Source organism: Stenotrophomonas genospecies 3, from assembly GCF_054473855.1.
Map to the genome: position 1 here is coordinate 1 of NZ_JBTMUR010000026.1, position 18476 is coordinate 18476.

Annotated in this window: 15 protein-coding genes and 4 tRNA genes; 5 read left to right on the forward strand and 14 right to left on the reverse strand. The window is 66.8% G+C overall.

Annotated elements, in window-relative coordinates:
- The 6 genes from ACX9OT_RS21265 to ACX9OT_RS21290 all read right to left on the reverse strand — a co-directional run.
- A partial coding sequence (locus tag ACX9OT_RS21265) for a GTP-binding protein (protein WP_031270842.1) occupies nt 1-98 on the reverse strand: 98 nt, incomplete at its 3' end.
- 41 nt (nt 99-139) lie between these two features.
- Nucleotides 140-215, reverse strand: a tRNA-Thr gene (locus tag ACX9OT_RS21270).
- Between the two features lie 49 nt (nt 216-264).
- A tRNA-Gly gene (locus ACX9OT_RS21275) sits at nt 265-338 on the reverse strand.
- 24 nt (nt 339-362) lie between these two features.
- Nucleotides 363-448: transfer RNA gene (locus tag ACX9OT_RS21280), tRNA-Tyr, on the reverse strand.
- Nucleotides 449-585: 137 nt separating this feature from the next.
- Complete coding sequence (locus ACX9OT_RS21285; RefSeq protein ID WP_459003597.1) at nt 586-1602, reverse strand: isoaspartyl peptidase/L-asparaginase family protein; 1017 nt, start codon at nt 1600-1602, stop codon at nt 586-588.
- 105 nt (nt 1603-1707) lie between these two features.
- Complete coding sequence (locus tag ACX9OT_RS21290; protein WP_071229187.1) at nt 1708-2727, reverse strand: cyanophycinase; 1020 nt, start codon at nt 2725-2727, stop codon at nt 1708-1710.
- 170 nt (nt 2728-2897) lie between these two features.
- Here ACX9OT_RS21290 and ACX9OT_RS21295 point away from each other — a divergent pair, with 170 nt between their 5' ends.
- Complete coding sequence (locus ACX9OT_RS21295) at nt 2898-5636, forward strand: TonB-dependent receptor plug domain-containing protein (RefSeq protein ID WP_459003599.1); 2739 nt, start codon at nt 2898-2900, stop codon at nt 5634-5636.
- A gap of 590 nt (nt 5637-6226) precedes the next feature.
- Here the strand turns inward: ACX9OT_RS21295 and ychF are convergent.
- The 8 genes from ychF to ACX9OT_RS21335 form a co-directional block, all read right to left on the reverse strand.
- A complete protein-coding gene (ychF, locus tag ACX9OT_RS21300; RefSeq protein ID WP_459003601.1) occupies nt 6227-7318 on the reverse strand; it encodes a redox-regulated ATPase YchF in 1092 nt (363 codons plus the stop codon).
- Between the two features lie 117 nt (nt 7319-7435).
- A complete protein-coding gene (pth, locus tag ACX9OT_RS21305; RefSeq protein ID WP_014036086.1) occupies nt 7436-8014 on the reverse strand; it encodes an aminoacyl-tRNA hydrolase in 579 nt (192 codons plus the stop codon).
- Nucleotides 8015-8062: 48 nt separating this feature from the next.
- A complete protein-coding gene (locus ACX9OT_RS21310; RefSeq protein ID WP_005415401.1) occupies nt 8063-8680 on the reverse strand; it encodes a 50S ribosomal protein L25/general stress protein Ctc in 618 nt (205 codons plus the stop codon).
- A gap of 109 nt (nt 8681-8789) precedes the next feature.
- The gene (locus ACX9OT_RS21315) at nt 8790-9749 is read right to left on the reverse strand and encodes a ribose-phosphate diphosphokinase (protein ID WP_005415400.1); all 960 of its coding nucleotides are present in this window, start codon (nt 9747-9749) and stop codon (nt 8790-8792) included.
- A gap of 140 nt (nt 9750-9889) precedes the next feature.
- Nucleotides 9890-9966: transfer RNA gene (locus ACX9OT_RS21320), tRNA-Gln, on the reverse strand.
- Nucleotides 9967-9977: 11 nt separating this feature from the next.
- Entirely contained in the window at nt 9978-10847 is an 870-nt protein-coding gene (gene ispE, locus ACX9OT_RS21325) for a 4-(cytidine 5'-diphospho)-2-C-methyl-D-erythritol kinase (protein WP_459003604.1), read from the reverse strand.
- Complete coding sequence (gene lolB / locus ACX9OT_RS21330) at nt 10844-11503, reverse strand: lipoprotein insertase outer membrane protein LolB (protein WP_459003606.1); 660 nt, start codon at nt 11501-11503, stop codon at nt 10844-10846. The genes ispE and lolB overlap by 4 nt, the downstream gene beginning before the upstream one ends.
- Nucleotides 11500-13185 carry a tetratricopeptide repeat protein gene (locus tag ACX9OT_RS21335; protein WP_459003608.1) on the reverse strand — a complete coding sequence of 562 codons (1686 nt, stop codon included), beginning with the start codon at nt 13183-13185 and terminating at the stop codon, nt 11500-11502. The genes lolB and ACX9OT_RS21335 overlap by 4 nt, the downstream gene beginning before the upstream one ends.
- Before the next feature lie 63 nt (nt 13186-13248).
- On the opposite strand from ACX9OT_RS21335, the gene hemA reads away from it, so the two are divergent.
- From hemA to ppk2, 4 genes are all read left to right on the forward strand, one after another.
- The gene (gene hemA, locus ACX9OT_RS21340) at nt 13249-14532 is read left to right on the forward strand and encodes a glutamyl-tRNA reductase (protein ID WP_459003610.1); all 1284 of its coding nucleotides are present in this window, start codon (nt 13249-13251) and stop codon (nt 14530-14532) included.
- Nucleotides 14510-15592: a peptide chain release factor 1 gene (gene prfA / locus ACX9OT_RS21345; protein WP_049462696.1), complete on the forward strand. Its 1083-nt coding sequence runs from the start codon at nt 14510-14512 to the stop codon at nt 15590-15592. The genes hemA and prfA overlap by 23 nt, the downstream gene beginning before the upstream one ends.
- Before the next feature lie 5 nt (nt 15593-15597).
- Entirely contained in the window at nt 15598-17310 is a 1713-nt protein-coding gene (locus tag ACX9OT_RS21350; RefSeq protein ID WP_459003613.1) for an O-linked N-acetylglucosamine transferase, SPINDLY family protein, read from the forward strand.
- A gap of 190 nt (nt 17311-17500) precedes the next feature.
- Entirely contained in the window at nt 17501-18283 is a 783-nt protein-coding gene (ppk2, locus tag ACX9OT_RS21355; protein ID WP_005408184.1) for a polyphosphate kinase 2, read from the forward strand.
- The last annotated feature ends 193 nt before the right edge of the window (nt 18284-18476 follow it).

Consider the following 18476-nt stretch of genomic DNA (forward strand, 5'->3'; position numbering starts at 1 on the left):
GTCAGTGCGGCGGTCAGCGTGGTCTTGCCGTGGTCGACGTGACCGATGGTGCCGACGTTGACGTGCGGCTTGGTGCGCTCGAACTTACCCTTGGCCATGGCTGCTTATCTCGAATTCGTCTGAGAGGTGATGCTTAAGATGGTGCTCACGAAAGGAATCGAACCTTCGACCTCTTCCTTACCAAGGAAGTGCTCTACCGACTGAGCTACGTGAGCCGAGTTTTGCATTATGACATGAACTCGATAATATTCAAAGTTCATTCAATGGAGCGGGAGACGGGAATCGAACCCGCACCATCAGCTTGGAAGGCTGAGGTTCTACCATTGAACTACTCCCGCGCCGGGAATGTCACAACGTGAAACTGGTGGAGGGAGGTGGATTCGAACCACCGAAGGCGTAAGCCAGCAGATTTACAGTCTGCCCCCGTTGGCCGCTTGGGTATCCCTCCTTACCACCCCACTCCGTTGCCGCCGAAGCGTTGCGGTGCGTGGTGGTGAGCCGCTTATTCTGCTGATGGGACGAGGGGCTGTCAACGCTTTTTTCCATTTTTTTCACACGCTGTCGCAAACCCATTGATACGCAAGGTTATTGCCCGGGAACCGGCAGGGTCTCGTTGGCGAAAATTGCGACATGAGGGACGCCGTCGCCGCCGATCCAGCCCCGATACATGCCTTGGGTGTTGAATGGCGTGGCCATTTTTCCGTCTGCAGCGAGCACGATCGCACCGCCGTCACCCCCCATCTGCGGAATCGTCTCGTTGATCACGCCCTTGCCGGCCTGTTCCGGCGTCTGCCCCTGGTAGCGCATGCGTGCGCAGATCTCGTGCGCGGCCGCGGTGCGGATGTAGTACTCGCCCCAGCCGGTGCCGGACACCGCACAGCGCGCATCGGCCCAGGTGCCTGCACCGATGATCGGCGAGTCACCCACCCGGCCATAGCGCTTGTTGGTCATGCCACCAGTGGAGGTACCGGCGGCCAGGTGCCCCTGCGCATCCAATGCGACCGCACCGACGGTCCCGAAGTGCTTTGCAGTCTCCAGGTCGGCATGCGCCTGGCCACTGGCCTCTTCTTTGAGTGCACGCTGCAGCTGCTGCCAACGCTTCTCCGTACGGAAGTAGGAGGGATCGACCAAAGACATCCCCTGCTCGACCGCGAAGGCTTCGGCGCCCTGCCCCACCATCATCACGTGCCTGGATTTCTGCATCACGGTCTGCGCCAGCAGGATCGGGTTGCGCACCCGCTGCACGCCGGCCACCGCGCCTGCAGCCTGGGTGGCCCCGTCCATCACTGCGGCATCCAGCTCGTTGTGGCCGTCATGGGTGAACACCGCGCCCTTGCCGGCGTTGAAGGCGGGATCGTCCTCCAGGACGGTGATCGCAGCGGTGACTGCAGCCAACGCGGGGCGACCCGCCGCCAGCTCCGCATGCCCCTTCAACAGGGCCGCCCGCAGCGCGTCACGTGCGGCCTTTTCCTCGGCCGGCGACAGGTCCTTGCGCTCGACGCCGGCGCCGCCGTGGATGACCAGCAGCGGTGAAGCCGCCGGTGCGGCCTGGGCAAGCATGGGCAGGGACAACAGTGCGGACAGCGCCAGGCGCAGTTTCATCGGGTACGTCTCCAGCAGAACGAGGGAATGGATTGCGGGGTAGTGCCGGCCGCTGGCCGGCAAGGGGCGCATCAGGGAAGGCGAGTTGCCGGCCAGCGGCCGGCACTACCGAAGCGTGAACTCAATCTCGCCGTCGCTGACGTCGGCCACGGCCTGGTAGTCGGCGTCGGCCTGGAAGTCATCCAGGCGCATGCGGCTGCCGCTGGCGACCACCGTTACCGGTACCGCGTGGAAGCGCAGCGGCTCGCCCTCGACCAGACGGTCGGCATCGCGGCCGGGGCTGACCACCCAGACCTTGCCTTCGCCGTCGGCGCTGTAGACCTGCGCCTGGCCATCGGGCTCCACGCACAGGGCGGTGTCCTCGTCGACGCCGATGCCGACGATGTCGGGGTCGCCACTGTCCTGCGCGGCGCGCGCCACGAACACGATCAGGCGGCCAAGCCGATCGCGCTTGTCGAAGTGGGTGTCGGTGACCACGCGCTGCAGGTAGGGCATCTGCAGGAAGCCACTGTCCATGGTCACCGCACTGCCCATCGGGTCGGCCAGCGCACCGGCGGAGGTGATGCTGCCGCCGTCCATCGCGCCGTAGGCGTAGCCACCGAGGATGGCCAGCCCGGCGCTGGTACCGGCAATCGGCTTGCCGGCGCGCACATGGGCATTGAGCGCGCGGTTGAGCGCGGTGCCCTTCCAGAAGCGGATGTAGCGCGACTGGTCACCACCGGCAATGAAGATGGCATCGGCCGCAGCCACCACGCGCAGCACGGCCGGATCGTCGGCGCCGCGGCGGCTGTCGAAGACCAGCGTCTGCACTGCGGTGGTCCCGCCAATCTCGCGATACAGGCGGTCCTGCAGTTCATCACTGCCAGAAGCGCGCAGGATCAGCACGCGGCCGTTGCCGGCCTGCTTCAGCCACCAGTGAAAGGCCTCCGGCACCCATTCGCCACCGCCCATCAGCATCATGGCCGGCGCGCGCGGGCCGGGCCGGGGTGCGTCGAGATCCCCGGCTTCGTAGTAGGCGAAGCCCGGGCCCTGCAGGTCCTGCGCAAGGGCGGCCAACGGCACGTCCAACACCAGCAGCGCCAGCCAGGCGAAGGGGGCACGCAGGGTGCAATGGAGGCGTCGCATCTTGATCTCCCTGAACAAAATCGACTTGCAAGCGTTTTCACTCTTTGCCAGATAGGGACCCAGTAGTCAAGGGCATGAAAAAGGCGTTAAATGCGCGCGCCCATTCCGGAAATCTGAATGGGGGACAGGGCCCCTCCTCTGCGGGCCGGCTTCATTTCCGAGAATTCCTCATGCGTAGAAAGGCGATGGCGTGGTCGATCCAGCTGGCGTTGATGGGCGTGGCTGCTTCCGCGGCGGCCCAGGCACCGGCCTCCTCTTCGGTTCAACAACTGGATGCGGTGCAGGTCACCGGTTCGCGCATTCCGCGCGCCCAGGTGGAAGGCCCCGCCCCGATCACGGTGATCAGCGCCGAGCAGATCCGCTCCAGCGGCTTCACCAGCGTGCCCGACGTGCTGCGCTCGATGACCCAGAACGGCGGTGAGACGCAGAGCCAGCAGTCGTCCAGCGGCGCCGACTTCTCGCCGGGCGCCCAGCAGGTGGACCTGCGCGGGCTGGGCCCGAACCACACGCTGGTGCTGGTCAATGGCCGCCGCATCGCCGACTTCCCGATGCCGTTCAAGGGCCGCAGCAACTTCACCGACGTCTCCAACATCCCGCTGGGCATGATCGAGCGCATCGAAGTGCTGACCGGCAGTGCCTCGGCCATCTACGGTTCGGACGCGATCGCCGGCGTGGTCAACTTCATCCTGAAGAAGAAGGCCGACGGCACCACCGTCGACATGCGCATGGGCACCACCAGCGAAGGCGGTGGCGAGTCGTTCGACATGAGCCTGGCCAGTGGCTTCAGCCGTGGCAACTTCAACGCCGTGTACAGCGTTGAACTGCAGTCGCAGACCCCGCTGTGGGCGTACGAGCGCGATATCCAGGATTCGACCCAGGACGGCCCCACCGAGGGCTCACGCATCGCACGCCGCGCTTACCTGCGCACGGACTACAACGACGACTACCTGGATCCGGGCGCGGCCACCTGCGAAGCGCTGGCCGGGCAGAACCAGGGCAGCACCTACCGCGCCTACCGCCCGCGCTACGGTTACTACTGCGGCAGCGACAGCTCGATCGGCTACGGCACCATCCTCAGCAAGCGCCGCGGCGCCAATGGCTACGCCTCGCTGAGCTACGACTTCGACAACGGCCAGCAGTGGTTCGCCGATGTGCAGCTGGGCTACCACACGATGTCGCTGATGCGCGACGTCACCAAGTGGGGCCGCATGGACGCCAACGGCGATGAGTCGGGCTATTTCAACAACCAGGCCACCGGCGAGATCGAGTTCTGGCAGCGCCAGTTCTCGCCCGAGGAGATGGGTGGCCTGCGCAATGCAATGGTGCGCAGCACGCAGAAGACCTTCAGCGTGACCACCGGCTTCATGGGCAACCTGGCCGGCAACTGGGACTACGAAGCGGCCCTGAGCCATTCGCAGTACCAGTCGCGGATCAGCTGGGCACAGATCATCGCCGCCAAAGCCAATGACCTGTTCCTGGGCCCGCAGCTGGGCGTGGACGACGACGGCTTCCCGATCTACAACGCCGACCCGTCGCGCCTGTACCGGCCGCTGACCCGCGCCGAGTACGATTCGATCGCGGCGCGCACCACCTACACCCCGAAGTCGCGCACCGAGACGGCTGCGTTCACGCTGACCAATTCCGCGCTGTTCGGCCTGCCGGGCGGTGATGCCGGCTTCGCCGCGACCGTGGAAGTGGGCCAGCAGGCGTACTCGCTGAACCCCGATCCGCTGGCGACCGAGTACTACTACTACAGCTGGAAGGATTCGGACGGCAACGGTTCGCGCAACCGCTGGGCGACCGCTGCGGAGCTGCGCATGCCGCTGCACGAGACGGTCAACCTGAGCGTGGCCGGCCGCTACGACCAGTACCGCTATTCCGGCCACACCATCGGCAAGGCGACCTGGAGCGGCGGTCTGGAATGGCGCCCGATCGACACCCTGCTGGTGCGTGGTTCGTACGGCACCGCGTTCCGTGCGCCGGACCTCCACTACGTGTTCGCCGGCCCGGGCAACGACGAGACCAGCGCAGTGGACCTGTACAGCTGCCGCGCCGACGATGCCGCCGACTGTTCCGACTACGAGCACAACCTGATCCGCAGCCGCACCGGCAACCGCCAGCTCGACCCGGAAACCAGCACCTCGTGGAGTGCCGGCTTCGTCTGGTCGCCGGCAATCGGCCTGGACCTGTCGGTGGACTGGTTCGACATCGACATGCGCAAGCAGGTGCAGGACATGGACGTGCGCACGATCCTGGCCAGCGAAGCGAACTGCCGCCTCGGCAGTGCCGACATCAACTCGCCGACCTGCGTGGACGCGCTCGACCGCATCACCCGCACCAGTGATGGCCGCCTGTACGGCGTGCGTGTCGCCCCGATCAACGTCGCCCGCGAATCCACCTCCGGCATCGACATTGGCCTGCGCTACCGCCTGCAGACCGGCATCGGCGACTTCATCCTCAACGGCACCCACACCTGGGTGAAGAAGCACGATTTCCAGCGCTACCCCGGTGATCCGATCCAGGACCAGTTCGCGGTCAACAGCAACTTCGACATCCCGCGTACCAAGACCAGCCTGAGCGTGACCTGGGAGAAGGACGCGTGGTCGGCCACGGTCTATGGTTCGCGCCTGGGCAAGCTGCCGACCTCGGACAGCTACGACCAGGTATTCAAGTGGGACAGCGGTGACAGCCCGTACATCAAGGCAACCTACCGCTACAACGCGTCGCTGCAGTACCGCTTCGACGACCACTCGCGCCTGTCGCTGTCGGTGGTCAACGTGTTCAACAAGATGCCGCCGAAGGACGCCACGTACACCGCGTATCCGTACTACGACGTGTCCTGGTTCGACAGCGTCGGCCGCACCATCAACCTGCAGTACACCCACAAGTTCGGTGGCAGCGCGCTGTAAGGCACGCCGCATTGCAGAACGTGGACGACAGGGCCCGCCATTGGCGGGCCTTGTTGTTTGGGAACCTGGCTCTGGTAGATGCCCACCTTGGTGGGCACTGATCTGCCACGCGCCCACCAAGGTGGGCGACTACCAGAGCGGGCCACGCGGGTTTTCCACACCGCGCGTGGAAAGCGATGGGAACTTGGTGTGGACAAGTGGCCGCGAGGCTTGCAGTGCGGGCGTTTCCGGACGTGGTGATTTTTTGCCCATGTCCTTCGATTGTTTTCCACACCGGACGTGGAGAGCGATGGGAACTTGGTGTGGACAAGTGGGCGCGAGCATTGCAGCGCAGGCGTTTCGAAGCGTGGTGAAATTCTGTCCACGGTCCGACTGCACTGATCGGGGTCGGAGCCCTTTCCCGTGGAAAGGGATCCGCCCCCCACGGTTTTCCACATCCGGCGTGGAAAGCGATGGGAGTTTGCTGTGGACAAGTGCCGGCAAACGTCGCACCGCAAGCGTTTCGCAGCCTGGTGCTTTTTTGTCCATCACCAGAAACGCGAACGCCCCGCACAAGGCGGGGCGTCCTGGGTCGATCCGATGCCGCTGGATCAGACGTTGAAGCGGAAGTGCAGCACGTCGCCTTCCTGCACGCGGTATTCCTTGCCTTCCAGGCGCAGGCGACCGGCTTCCTTGGCGCCGGCTTCGCCCTTGTACTTGATGAAGTCGTCATACGCGATGGTTTCGGCGCGGATGAAGCCCTTCTCGAAGTCGGTGTGGATGACCGCGGCGGCCTGCGGGGCGGTGGCGCCCTTGCGCACGGTCCACGCGCGGACTTCCTTCACGCCGGCGGTGAAGTAGGTCTGCAGGCCGAGCAGGCTGTAGGCCGCGTTGATCACGCGGTTCAGGCCCGGCTCGCTCAGGCCCAGGTCGGCCAGGAAGGTATCGCGGTCTTCGTCATCGAGCTGGGACAGCTCTTCTTCGATCGCGGCCGACACCGGCACCACCTGCGCGCCTTCGGCGGCGGCATGCGCACGCACGGCTTCCAGGTGCGGGTTGTTGTCGAAACCGTCTTCCAGCACGTTGGCGATGTACATCACCGGCTTCAGGGTCAGCAGGAACAGATCGCGCACCAGCGCCTTCTCTTCCTCGTCCAGGCCCGCCGAGCGACCGGCCTTGCCGTCGGACAGCGCAGCCTGCAGCTTGGCCAGCACCGGCTTGCGCGCCGCTGCGTCCTTGTCGCCGCCCTTGGCCGCACGCTCGGCACGGTTCAGCGCCTTCTCGACACTGTCCAGGTCAGCCAGCGCCAGCTCGGTGTCGATGGTTTCGATGTCCGAGATCGGATCGACCTTGCCGGCCACGTGCACGATGTCGCCGTGCTCGAAGCAGCGCACCACGTGGGTGATCGCGTCGACTTCGCGGATGTGCGCCAGGAACTTGTTGCCCAGGCCTTCACCGCTGGCAGCACCGGCCACCAGGCCGGCGATGTCGACGAACTCGACCGCAGTCGGGATGACCTTCTGCGGGTTGATGATGCCCGCCAGCTCGTTCAGGCGCGGGTCCGGCACCGGCACGATGCCGACGTTCGGTTCGATGGTGCAGAACGGGAAGTTCGCCGCGGCGATACCCGCCTTGGTCAGCGCATTGAACAGGGTCGACTTGCCGACGTTGGGCAGGCCGACGATGCCGCATTTGATACCCATGGGTGACAGCTCTCTGGGGTGAAAGTGATTGGTGAAACAGCGCGCGCGCTGCTTGGCCAATCCATCTCGGTGTCGATCATTGTGTGCCAACCAAGGTTGGCACCTACCGAAAGCGGGCTATTTCGGGGTATGAAGCCGCTTCATCGCTTCGCTGAAGTCGCCCTGCACTGCCAGCGGCAGCACGTCGATGGCATCGTCGATGGCGCGCGAAATCAGTACGTCATCATCCTTGGAAGGGCGTCCCAGCACCCAACCCACCACGCGGTCCTTGTGGCCAGGATGGCCGATACCCACGCGCAGGCGATGGAACTTGCCGTGGCCGAGCAGGCGGATGGTGTCGCGCAGGCCGTTCTGGCCACCGTGGCCACCGTCGAACTTCAGCCGCGCCACGCCGGGCGCCAGGTCCAGTTCGTCGTGGGCCAGCAGGGTTTCTTCCGGCTCGATCTTCCAGAACCGCTGTGCGGCGGTGACCGACTTGCCGCTGAGGTTCATGAAGGTGGCGGGCTTGAGCAGCCACACCGTCTGCCCGGCGATCTCGACCTTGGCGGTCTCACCGAACAGCTTGCTGTCCACATTCCATCGTGCACCGGCTTTTTCCGCCAGGGCCTCAACGAAATGAAACCCGGCATTGTGCCGGGTCCGGGCGTGTTCCGATCCGGGGTTGCCCAGACCGACGATCAGTCGCAGTCCTGCCATGGTTCCTTCCAATACGGTGCCTGCCCGGAGGCAGGCACCGTAGCGGTATTACTCGGCGGCAGCCGCTTCTTCGTCAGCCGCGTCGGCCTTGCCGGCCTTGGCGGTGACGATGGCGTCGTCGTGGTCCTTGCCCAGCGCCAGGGCCGGGATTTCCACGCCCTTCGGCAGCTTGATGTCGGACAGGTACACCACGTCACCGGCCTTCAGCTCGCCCAGGTCGACTTCGATCGACTCCGGCAGGTCCTTCGGCAGGCAGGTGATGGTCACTTCCTTCAGTTCGTGGGTGACCACGACGTCGGCAGCCTTGCCGGCCGGCGAGGTGTCTTCGTTGACAAAGTGCAGCGGGACCGAAGCGGTCAGGGCTTCGTTCTCGTTCACGCGCTGGAAGTCCAGGTGCATGATCAGCTGCTTGTACGGGTGGCGCTGCATGTCACGCAGCAGGACCTTCTGCACCTGGCCATCCAGGTTCAGGTCCAGGATCGAGGCATAGAACCACTCGTTCTGCTGGGCCAGCCAGATTTCGTTGTGGTCCAGGCTGATGGCGACCGGCTCGGCGTTGCCGCCGTACACGATGGCCGGGATCACACCGGCGTGACGCAGGCGGCGGCTCGCACCCTTACGCTGCAGTTCACGCTTGGTGACCTTGATTTCATGGGTCTTCGACATTTTCGACTACTCAGGTTGTTGCCGCGCCCTGCGGCGTGGCGGTTGAAGATGCTTCCGCGACCAGAAGCATCCGGGTATGCCCCCGCCGTTGCCGGCAGGGGCGAAGAACTCAGTCGACGTACAGCGAGCTGACCGACTCGCCGAAGGCGATGCGGCGCATCGTTTCGGCCAGCATTTCCGCCACGCTCAGCTGGCGGATCTTGCTGCACACCCGCGCCGCGTCCTTCAGCGGGATGGTGTCGGTCACCACCAGCTCGTCGAGCTGGGAATTGGTGATGTTGTCCACCGCCGGGCCCGACAGCACCGCGTGGGTGCAGTAGGCGGCGACCTTGAGCGCACCGCGCGCCTTCAGGGCAGCAGCAGCGGCGCACAGGGTGCCGGCGGTGTCGACGATGTCATCGACCATCACGCAGGTCTTGCCTTCGACGTCACCGATGATGTTCATCACGGTGGAGACGTTGGCGCGCGGGCGGCGCTTGTCGATGATCGCCAGGTCGGCGTCATCCAGGCGCTTGGCCACCGCACGGGCGCGGACCACGCCGCCCACGTCCGGCGAGACAACAATCAGGTTCTCGGTGCCGTAGGCACGCCAGATGTCGGCCAGCAGCAGCGGGGACGCATACACGTTGTCCACCGGAATATCGAAGAAGCCCTGGATCTGGTCGGCGTGCAGGTCGACGGTCAGCACGCGATCAGCGCCAGCGGTGCTGAACATCTTCGCCGCCAGCTTGGCGGTGATCGGCACGCGCGAGGAACGCATGCGGCGATCCTGCCGCGAGTAACCGAAGTACGGCACCACGGCGGTCACGCTGGCCACCGATGCGCGCTTGAGCGCGTCGATCAGCACCAGCAGTTCCATCAGGTTTTCCGCGCTCGGCGCGCAGGTCGGCTGGATCACGAACACGTCCTGCTTGCGGACGTTCTCTTCGATCTCCACCTGCACTTCACCATCGGAGAAGTGCGAGACCAGCGCCTTGCCCGGGCGAACCCCCAGTTCCTTGCAGATGTTCTGCGCCAGACGTTTGTTGGCGTTGCCGGAAAAGACCAGCAGGTTCGGGGACTCTTGCATCATGATTGTCTCGGGCGGGGACGAGTGGCGGGGATCCGGAGTCGGCAAGGACCCCGATGGACCCTTGCTGCTGACAACACCGCGGTTGTTTCCACGTCCCGCGCGGGCGATGCGCTGGAAGGCGCGGACACAGCCGCTATTGGCAGGGGCGGTAGGATTCGAACCTACGAATGCCAGGATCAAAACCTGGTGCCTTGGGCCTCTTGGCGACGCCCCTGCATTGATAAATCAGTGTTGCTCGAGTGCATCCAGCAGTGGCGAACGCGCAACGCCCGCTGCCACCCTTGCCCGCAACTCCTTCGGCAACTTCGACCGTCCCTGCTCTGCGGCAGACTGCGATGCGAACTCGACGAAACAACCACTTCCCGAACCGGTCAGCCGCGCCGTGCCGATATCGCTCAACGCGGCGAACGCTGCCTCGACGGCAGGCTCACGGCGGCGCAGCACCGGTTCGAACGCGTTCCCGACCAGGGTTCCGGAAGCGAAGTCCTCTATTTTCGCCACTGGGCTGTCGCGCGTCAAATCCGGGTCTGCGAACAGGGCCGGGGTGGGAACATGAACGCCCGGTTCAACCACCACATACCAGGCCGGTTCCAGCGCGATCGGCTGCAGGCGCTCGCCCACCCCTTCGGCCCAGGCATTGCGCCCGCGCACGAACACCGGCACGTCCGCCCCCAGGCGCAGGCCCAGCGCGGCAAGCGCGTCCTCGTCCAGACCGGCCCGCCACAGGCGGTTCAGCACCACCAGCACGGTGGCGGCATCGGACGAACCGCCGCCGAAGCCGCCACCGGCAGATACATGCTTTTCAACGACGATGTCCGCACCTTGCGCGACATTTGCCACTTCTTTGAGCAATCGCGCGGCACGCACCGCCAGATCATCGGCCTCGGCCACGCCAGCCAGCCCCTCGCCCTGCCGGCGCACCTGGCCGTCTTCACGCAGGCGCAGGCCGATGCGGTCGCCCCAGTCCAGCAGCCGGAACACGGTCTGCAGCTCGTGGTAACCGTCGGCGCGGCGGCCGGTGATGTGCAGGAACAGGTTCAGCTTGGCCGGGGCCGGCCACCAGGACCAGCCTGTGTCATCGCGCCCGGCACTCATGGGGTGCCCTGCCCCCATTGGTCGACCAGCAGGCGCACCTTGGCGTCGCCATTGCCGGCCTCGATCCGGCGCGGCAGCGCCGGGCGCCCGGCCTCGGCCGGGTACCAGTCCAGGTACTGCACCTGCCAGCCCATCTGCTGCATGCGACGCGGCCGGCCTTCACCATCACGCTCGACCTTCTCCGGACCGGCAGCATCACCGGCCACCAGGCCACGGATCCACGCCGGCAGCTGGTTGACCGGAATGTCCCAGCCGGTCGCCTCCAGCAGCAGTTGCTGGGCGTCTTCGCCGTCACGCGGCCCGCCGGCCAGTCCTTCCAGGCGACCGGCTTCGGAATGGGTATCGCCGGTCAGCTTCCAGCTCTGCCGGGTCACCGGCGCGCTCAGCTCGACCACATAGCGGCGTCCTTCCTGCTTCCAGTCGATGCGTCCGCTGCCGCCGTCCTTGCCCTTGCTGACCGCGACCCGGCCCTGGAAAGCCCAGTCCGGCTGTGCCTGCAGCGCGGCCACGCGCGCCGCTTCGGCCTGCGCCGCCTCGGCCGAAACAACCTCGACCACCGCCGGCGCCGGGATCTTCTGCGTGCCCACGCTGGTACAGGCGGTCAGCGCCAGAGCCGCAGTTGCCAACAGCAGCGGCCGGATCAGGGAAACACTCATGGATTGAATTTCTCGAGGGCGCGCAGCAGCGCGCGGTTTTCAGGGTCGAGCTTGGCCGCTTCCTCGAAGAAATGACGGGCCTCATCGTGCTTGCCCAGCACCCATAGCACTTCGCCAACGTGCGAAGCGATCTCCGGGTCCTTGGCCAGGGTCCAGGCCCGGCGCAGCTGCACCAGTGCCTCTTCCTTGCGGCCCAGGCGATACAGCACCCAGCCGTAGCTGTCGACGATGGCGGCGTTGTCCGGTTCGGCCACGCGGGCGCGGTCGATCAGCTCCAGTGCTTCCTGCAGGCGGCCGGTGCGATCGGCCAGGGTGTAACCCAGCGCGTTCAAAGCCGGCACGTTCTCCGGCTCGGTCACCAGGATCTTGCGCAGATCCGCCTCGGCGCGCGGGATGTCGTCGCGGCGTTCCCAGGTGAGCGCACGGGCGTACAGCAGGCCGTTGTCATCCGGGTAAGCGGCCAGGCCGCGGGCCAGCGCATCCAGTTCACCGGCGCTGTCGTCGGCGCGCTGGCGCAGTTCGGCTTCCAGCAGGTAGGCGTCGCGGCGCACATCGTCGTCGACCACAGCATCGGACTGGATCGCATGCACTTCTTCCAGCGCCAGCGGCAGGCGCCCGGCCAGAGCCTGGGCATTGGCTGCGCGCAGGCGCGCTTCGCTCAGCTCATCGCCACCGGGCACGCTGTGGTACCACTGCACCGCCTCGGGATAACGCTTCAGGTACTCGGCGATCTTGCCCAGCAGCAGGCGCTGCGCCGGGTCCGGCTTGGCCGCCTGCCGCGACAGTTCGTTGTAGAGATTGGAAAGCGCGGCCTTGTCGCCCTGCTTGGCCAGCAGCGAGGCGCGCATGCCCCAGGTCTGCACGTCCTGCGGGCCGAACGCCAGCACGCGCTCGGCGGCGGACGGCTGGCCGAGACTGTCATAGGCAATGGCCACCGCATTGCGCAGCTCCGGGTCCTGGCGGGTCTTCGGCTCCACATCGTGCAGCAGCGACAACGCCTTGCCGGTCTCGCCCGCCTGTTGCAGCTGGCTGGCACGCAGCAGCGCCACACGTGGCTCTTCCGGGAAGCGCTTGACCACTTCATCGATCATGCGCCGGGCCAGCTCGGGCTTTTCCATGCGCAGGGCAAGGCGGCCAAACTCCTGCCAGGCTTCGATCTTCGGCGGAATGGCATTGGCGTCGACCAGCTCACCCAGCACCTGCGCGGGCACCGCCGGATCACGGCCGCCACCGATCAGTGCGGCCAGGGCGAACTTCCAGCCGCGCTCGTCGGGGTCGGCCAGCAGGCCCTGCAGTTCGGTGCGGGCCGCCTTCACATCGCCCTGGCGCATGGCCAGTGCACCGGCCGCACTGCGCATGGTCAACGAACGCGGGGCGCGCTGCTGCCACAGGGCCAGGCCCTTGGCGGCGCTGGCATCATCGTTGGCGAGCATGGAAATGCGGGTCGCGCGCTCGGCCAGGCCGGCGTCGCCGTCGGTCTGCTGGGCCGCCTGCAGGTACCAGCGCGCGGCCTCGGCCAGCTTGCCGGCCTGCAGCGCGAACTCACCGGCCATCACCGGTTCCAGCGCCAGTTCCTCAGTGGCCGCAGCCCGCACGGGGGCCTTGGCCGGCACCGCCGCCAGGGCCTGGCTGCAGGCCAGGGACAGCAGCAGAACACTGGGGATGCGAATCAATGCGGGCATCGTCGGCATCGGGGCCTTAAAATGTCGTCCAATGGCCAGCAGCTTATCGCAAGCAACTGAACAATGACCCTGTGGGTGCTCGGACTGAATCACCAGACCGCACCGGTGGAGCTGCGCGAGCGCGCGGCCTTCGCCGGTGAGGCGTTGCCGCGCGCGCTCGGTTCGCTGCGCGATACTCCGCAGATCGCCGAGGCGGTGCTGCTGTCCACCTGCAACCGCACCGAGCTGTACGCCGTGGCCGATTCGGCACAGGCGCTGGACCAGTGGCTGCACACCCAGGCCGGCGACCTGCAGGGCTACCTGTACCAGCACGCTGACGCCGAGGCCGTGCGCCACCTGTTCCGGGTCGCCACCGGGCTGGACTCGATGGTGCTGGGTGAACCGCAGATCCTCGGCCAGGTGAAGGATGCCTGGTCGACCGCGCGCGACCATGGCCTGCTCGGCCAACGCCTGGACCGCCTGTTCCAGCAGGCCTTCTCGGTGGCCAAGCGTGCGCGCACCGATACCCAGGTCGGCGCCAACCCGGTATCGGTGGCGTCGGCTGCGGTGCGCCTGGCGCAGAACGCGTTCGCGCGGCTGGACGATTCCACCGTACTGCTGGTCGGTGCCGGCGAGACCATCGAACTGGCTGCACGGCACCTGAGCGAAGGCAAGGTACGCCGGCTGCTGATCGCCAACCGCACCCTCGCCCACGCGCAGGAACTGGCCAGCCGACATGGTGGCGTGGCGCTGCCGCTGACCGAACTGGACCGCCACCTGGGTGAGGCCGACGTGGTGTTCTCGGCCACCGCTGCGCGCGAACCGGTGATCCATCGCGAAATGGTAGCCAAGGCCCTGCGCGCGCGCCGGCACAAGCCGATGCTGCTGTTCGACCTGGCCGTACCGCGCGACATCGAGGCCGAGGTCGGCACGCTCAACGACGCCTTCCTCTACACCGTGGACGATCTCGAACGCGCGGTGGAAGACAACCGCCGTGGCCGCCGCGAGGCCGCCGCCGAAGCCGAGGCGATCATCGACCTGCAGGTGTCGCGCTTCGTCGAGACCCAGCAGGCCAGCGCCCATCAGGCGCCGCTGCGGCAGCTGCGCGCGTTCGGCGAAGCCACCCGTGCCGAGCTGCTGGAGCGCGCACGCCAGCAACTGGCCAACGGCAAGCCGGCCGACGAAGTGCTGGAGCTGCTTGCCCACGGCCTGACCAACCGCCTGCTGCATCCGCCGACCGCCGCCCTGCGTGCGGCCGCGCTGAGTGGCGATGCCGACCTGACCCGCGCCGCCGAGCGCCTGTTCCCGGCCACGCCGGGTTACCGCCACCCACCCGTGAGACCCGATGACGCCGACCCTGCGCCGTAAGCTGGAAGCGCTGGCCGAGCGCCGCGAAGAACTGGAACGCCTGCTCGCCGAACCCGATGTGGTCGCCGACAACACTCGTTTCCGCGACCTTTCGCGCGAATTCGCCCAACTTGAACCGATCGCCATCGCCCTGGCCGATGAAGCCCGTGCCAAGGCCGATCTGGCCGCCGCCGAAGGCATGCGCGCCGACCCGGACCTGCGCGAGCTGGCCGATGAGGAAATCGCTGCTGCACAGGCGCGCCTGCAGGAACTGGAGCAGGAGCTGGCGCTGCTGCTGGTGCCGCGCGACCCGCGTGACGAAGGCAACCTGTTCCTGGAAGTGCGCGCCGGTACCGGCGGCGACGAGGCCGCGATCTTTGCCGGCGACCTGTTCCGCATGTACGCCCGCTACGCCGAGCGCCAGGGCTGGAAGGTCGAGATCGAATCGGACAGCCCGGGCGAGCATGGCGGCTTCAAGGAAGTGGTGGCGCGCGTGGTCGGGCGTGGCGCGTTCTCGCGCCTGAAGTTCGAATCGGGCACGCACCGCGTGCAGCGCGTGCCGGCCACCGAATCGCAGGGCCGCATCCATACCTCGGCGGCCACCGTGGCGATCATTCCCGAGGCCGATGAGGTCGATGACATCGTCATCAACCCGGCCGACCTGAAGGTGGATACGTTTCGTTCGTCCGGTGCCGGCGGCCAGCACGTCAACAAGACCGAATCGGCCATCCGCATCACCCACGTGCCGACCGGCGTGGTGGTGGAATGCCAGACCGAGCGCAGCCAGCACGCCAACCGCGACAAGGCGATGAAGCGCCTGAAGGCACAGCTGCTCGATGCCGAGCGCCAGCGCCAGGACGCGGCGCAGGCCGAGTCGCGGCGCCTGCAGGTGGGCAGCGGTGACCGCAGCCAACGCATCCGCACCTACAACTTCCCGCAGGGCCGGATCACCGACCACCGCGTGGAAGGCCTGACCCTGTACGACCTGCCCAACGTGCTGGCCGGCGACCTCGACCCGCTGCTGCAGCGGCTCAGCCACGAGCACCAGGTCGACGCCCTGGCCCAGTTGTCGGCGGGCTGAGTCGCATGTCGGCCTGGCAGCAGCGGCAGCACCTGCAACAGGCGATTGCACGCCAGCCGGGCGACTTCGTCGCCTGGGTGATGCTGGCGGACCTGGAACTGGAAGCCGGCGACATAGCCGCCGGCGAGCATGCCGCGCGCCGTGCACTGCAGCTGCGCCCGAACCACCCTGAAGCGCTGGCGCGGCTGGGCCGCGTGGCCTGGATGGCCGGCGCGCATGCCGATGCGGCGAAACTGCTCGGCCAGGCCTCGGCGTTGGCCCCGCAGCACCCGGGCATTGCCCTGTGGCTGGGCCATGCGCTGGAAGATGCCGATGATGCCGAAGGCGCGGCGGCAGCCTATCGCCGTGCGCATGCACTGATGCCGGGCGAACCCTATATCGCCGCCCAGCGCCTGGCCTGGCAGCGTCGCCTGTGCGACTGGCAGGACGTGGACGCGCTGGCGGCACAGGTACGTGGTGCACTTGCCTCTGGGCAGGGCGTGGTCGAACCGTTCGCGTTCCTCAGCGAAGATGCCAGCGCAGCCGAGCAGTTGGCCTGCGCGCGTGCCCGTGCATCCGCCGTTGCCACTTCAGTGCGGCCGTTGCCGCCAGTGAAGGTGCGTTCCCAGGGCCCGCTGCGGGTCGGCTTCCTTTCCAATGGTTTCGGCGCGCATCCCACCGGATTGTTGACCGTGGCCCTGTTCGAGCAGTTGCGTCGTGACCCGGCGTTGCAGCTGCACCTGTTCGCGTTGAACCACGATGACGGCAGCCGCATCCGCCAGCGCCTGCAGGTGGCCACGCAGCTGCATGATGTGGCCGCACTGCGCCATGCAGACACTGCTGCACGCATCCGCGCACAGGGCATCGACCTGCTGTTCGACCTGCGCGGCTGGGGCGGCGGCGGTACGCCGGAAGTGCTGGCGATGCGCCCTGCCCCGCTGCAGTTGAACTGGCTGGCCTATCCCGGCACGTCCGGTGCGCCGTGGATGGATGCGGTGATCGGCGATGCCTTCGCCCTGCCGCCGGCACTGGAGCCGTGCTACAGCGAACGCGTGCTGCGCCTGCCACGAGCCTTCCAGCCGTCAGACAATACGCGCGTGCTGGAGCCTGCGCCGACCCGTGCGGACTGCGGACTGCCCGCGCAGGGCGTAGTGTTCTGCTGTTTCAACAACAGCTACAAGCTCAACCCGCGCAGCATGGGCCGTGCCTTCGCAGTGCTGCAGGCAGTGCCCGGCAGCGTACTGTGGCTGCTGTCCGGACCGGGCCAGGCCGACGCCCGCCTGCGCACTGCCGCGCAGGCTGCCGGCCTGGACCCGGCGCGCCTGGTGTTCATGGCCAAGCTGCCGCATCCGCAGTACCTGGCCCGTTACCCGCTGGCCGACCTGTTCCTCGACACGCATCCGTACAACGCGCACACCACCGCGTCCGACGCACTATGGGCCGGCTGCCCGGTGCTGACCTGCCCGGGTGACACCTTCGCCGCGCGCGTGGCCGGCAGCCTCAACCACCATCTGGGAATGGCACGGATGAATGTCGCCGACGATGCGGCGTTCATCACCACCGCCAGCACGCTGGGCAACGACCCTGCAGCACTGGCGGCGTTGCGCGCTGAGCTGGCACAGGCGCGCGAGCGCAGCGGGCTGTTCGACATGGACGGGTTTGCCCGCGATCTGTCGGCGTTGGTGCAGCAGCTGGCGCGCGAACACGGCTGGCTGGGAACAACCGAACCGACGGGGTAATGTCGGCTGGGTAACGTCCATTGGATGACGTCGACTGGGTAGAGTCGACTGCTGGTCGACTGCCCTCGGCAGGAAGCCGAAAACCCCGCGCTGCGCGCGATAGTCCACTGACCGTCGACTCTACCCGGCGCCGACATCGCCTGGGCAGCCCCTGCGCTACGCTCGGGCTTCCTCCCCGCGTGGTGTGACGATGGCCAAGCTCAAGCGCAAGGACTACGACGAACTGCTGCTGCCGCTGCAGCTGGAACTGACCGCCATGGCGCGCTGGGTGCAGCACAGCGGACAGCGCCTGCTGGTGCTGTTCGAAGGCCGTGATACCGCAGGTAAAGGCGGCGCGATCCAGGCCATCAGCCAGCACCTCAACCCGCGCCAGTGCCGGGTGGTCGCGCTGCCCAAGCCCACCGACCGCGAAGCCACGCAGTGGTACTTCCAGCGCTACGCCTCGCACTTGCCCGCCGCCGGCGAGATCGTGCTGATGGACCGCAGCTGGTACAACCGCGCAGGCGTCGAACGGGTGATGGGCTACTGCAGCGAGACCGAGTACCAGCAGTTCCTGCGCCAGGCGCCGGTGTTCGAACAGCTGCTGGTGGACGACGGCATCCTGCTGTTCAAGTACTGGCTGTGCGTGGACCAGGAGCAGCAGGAGAAGCGCTTCGCCGAGCGCCATCTCGATCCGCTGAAGGGCTGGAAGCTCTCCCCGGTGGACCTGAAATCCCGCAGCAAGTACAGCGCCTACACCGAGGCGCGCGAGGCGATGCTGCGCGCGACGCATCGGGAGGCGGCACCGTGGACACTGGTGGATTTCAACGACCAGCGGCTCGGCCGGCTGACGCTGGTGCGCAACCTGCTGGACCGGTTGCCGGACACGCGCGTGGATGCGCCGTTGCCGGAGCTGCCGAAGCTGAAGGGCAAGCTGCATCGCGAGCACTACGATGTGCTGAAGCCGATCGAGGACTTCCCGGTCGAGGATTAGGGTGGGTCGGCAGGGCCTGCGGCCCTGCACCTGCAGAGGCAACGACAACAGCCGGCTCTGGGAGTTTTGCTTGTTGGCTGGGGTGGTGTGGGTTGGCAGGACACGCCGTAAACCCATCCATGAAGTGACCCCCGGGAGTTGGACGTCAGATCCAACCCCGAGGGTTACATGAACAGATATGACGCACGTTTCA

Bases quoted from the DNA above. Each gene is read 5' to 3' on its own strand.
- ACX9OT_RS21295 (WP_459003599.1), top strand. From the start codon at position 2,898: ATGCGTAGAAAGGCGATGGCGTGGTCGATCCAGCTGGCGTTGATGGGC.
- ychF (WP_459003601.1), bottom strand. From the start codon at position 7,318: ATGGGTATCAAATGCGGCATCGTCGGCCTGCCCAACGTCGGCAAGTCG.
- prfA (WP_049462696.1), top strand. From the start codon at position 14,510: ATGACGCCGACCCTGCGCCGTAAGCTGGAAGCGCTGGCCGAGCGCCGC.
- lolB (WP_459003606.1), bottom strand. From the start codon at position 11,503: ATGAGTGTTTCCCTGATCCGGCCGCTGCTGTTGGCAACTGCGGCTCTG.
- ACX9OT_RS21350 (WP_459003613.1), top strand. From the start codon at position 15,598: ATGTCGGCCTGGCAGCAGCGGCAGCACCTGCAACAGGCGATTGCACGC.
- ACX9OT_RS21310 (WP_005415401.1), bottom strand. From the start codon at position 8,680: ATGTCGAAGACCCATGAAATCAAGGTCACCAAGCGTGAACTGCAGCGT.
- ispE (WP_459003604.1), bottom strand. From the start codon at position 10,847: ATGAGTGCCGGGCGCGATGACACAGGCTGGTCCTGGTGGCCGGCCCCG.
- hemA (WP_459003610.1), top strand. From the start codon at position 13,249: ATGACCCTGTGGGTGCTCGGACTGAATCACCAGACCGCACCGGTGGAG.
- ACX9OT_RS21285 (WP_459003597.1), bottom strand. From the start codon at position 1,602: ATGAAACTGCGCCTGGCGCTGTCCGCACTGTTGTCCCTGCCCATGCTT.
- ACX9OT_RS21290 (WP_071229187.1), bottom strand. From the start codon at position 2,727: ATGCGACGCCTCCATTGCACCCTGCGTGCCCCCTTCGCCTGGCTGGCG.
- ACX9OT_RS21335 (WP_459003608.1), bottom strand. From the start codon at position 13,185: ATGCCCGCATTGATTCGCATCCCCAGTGTTCTGCTGCTGTCCCTGGCC.
- pth (WP_014036086.1), bottom strand. From the start codon at position 8,014: ATGGCAGGACTGCGACTGATCGTCGGTCTGGGCAACCCCGGATCGGAA.
- ppk2 (WP_005408184.1), top strand. From the start codon at position 17,501: ATGGCCAAGCTCAAGCGCAAGGACTACGACGAACTGCTGCTGCCGCTG.
- ACX9OT_RS21315 (WP_005415400.1), bottom strand. From the start codon at position 9,749: ATGCAAGAGTCCCCGAACCTGCTGGTCTTTTCCGGCAACGCCAACAAA.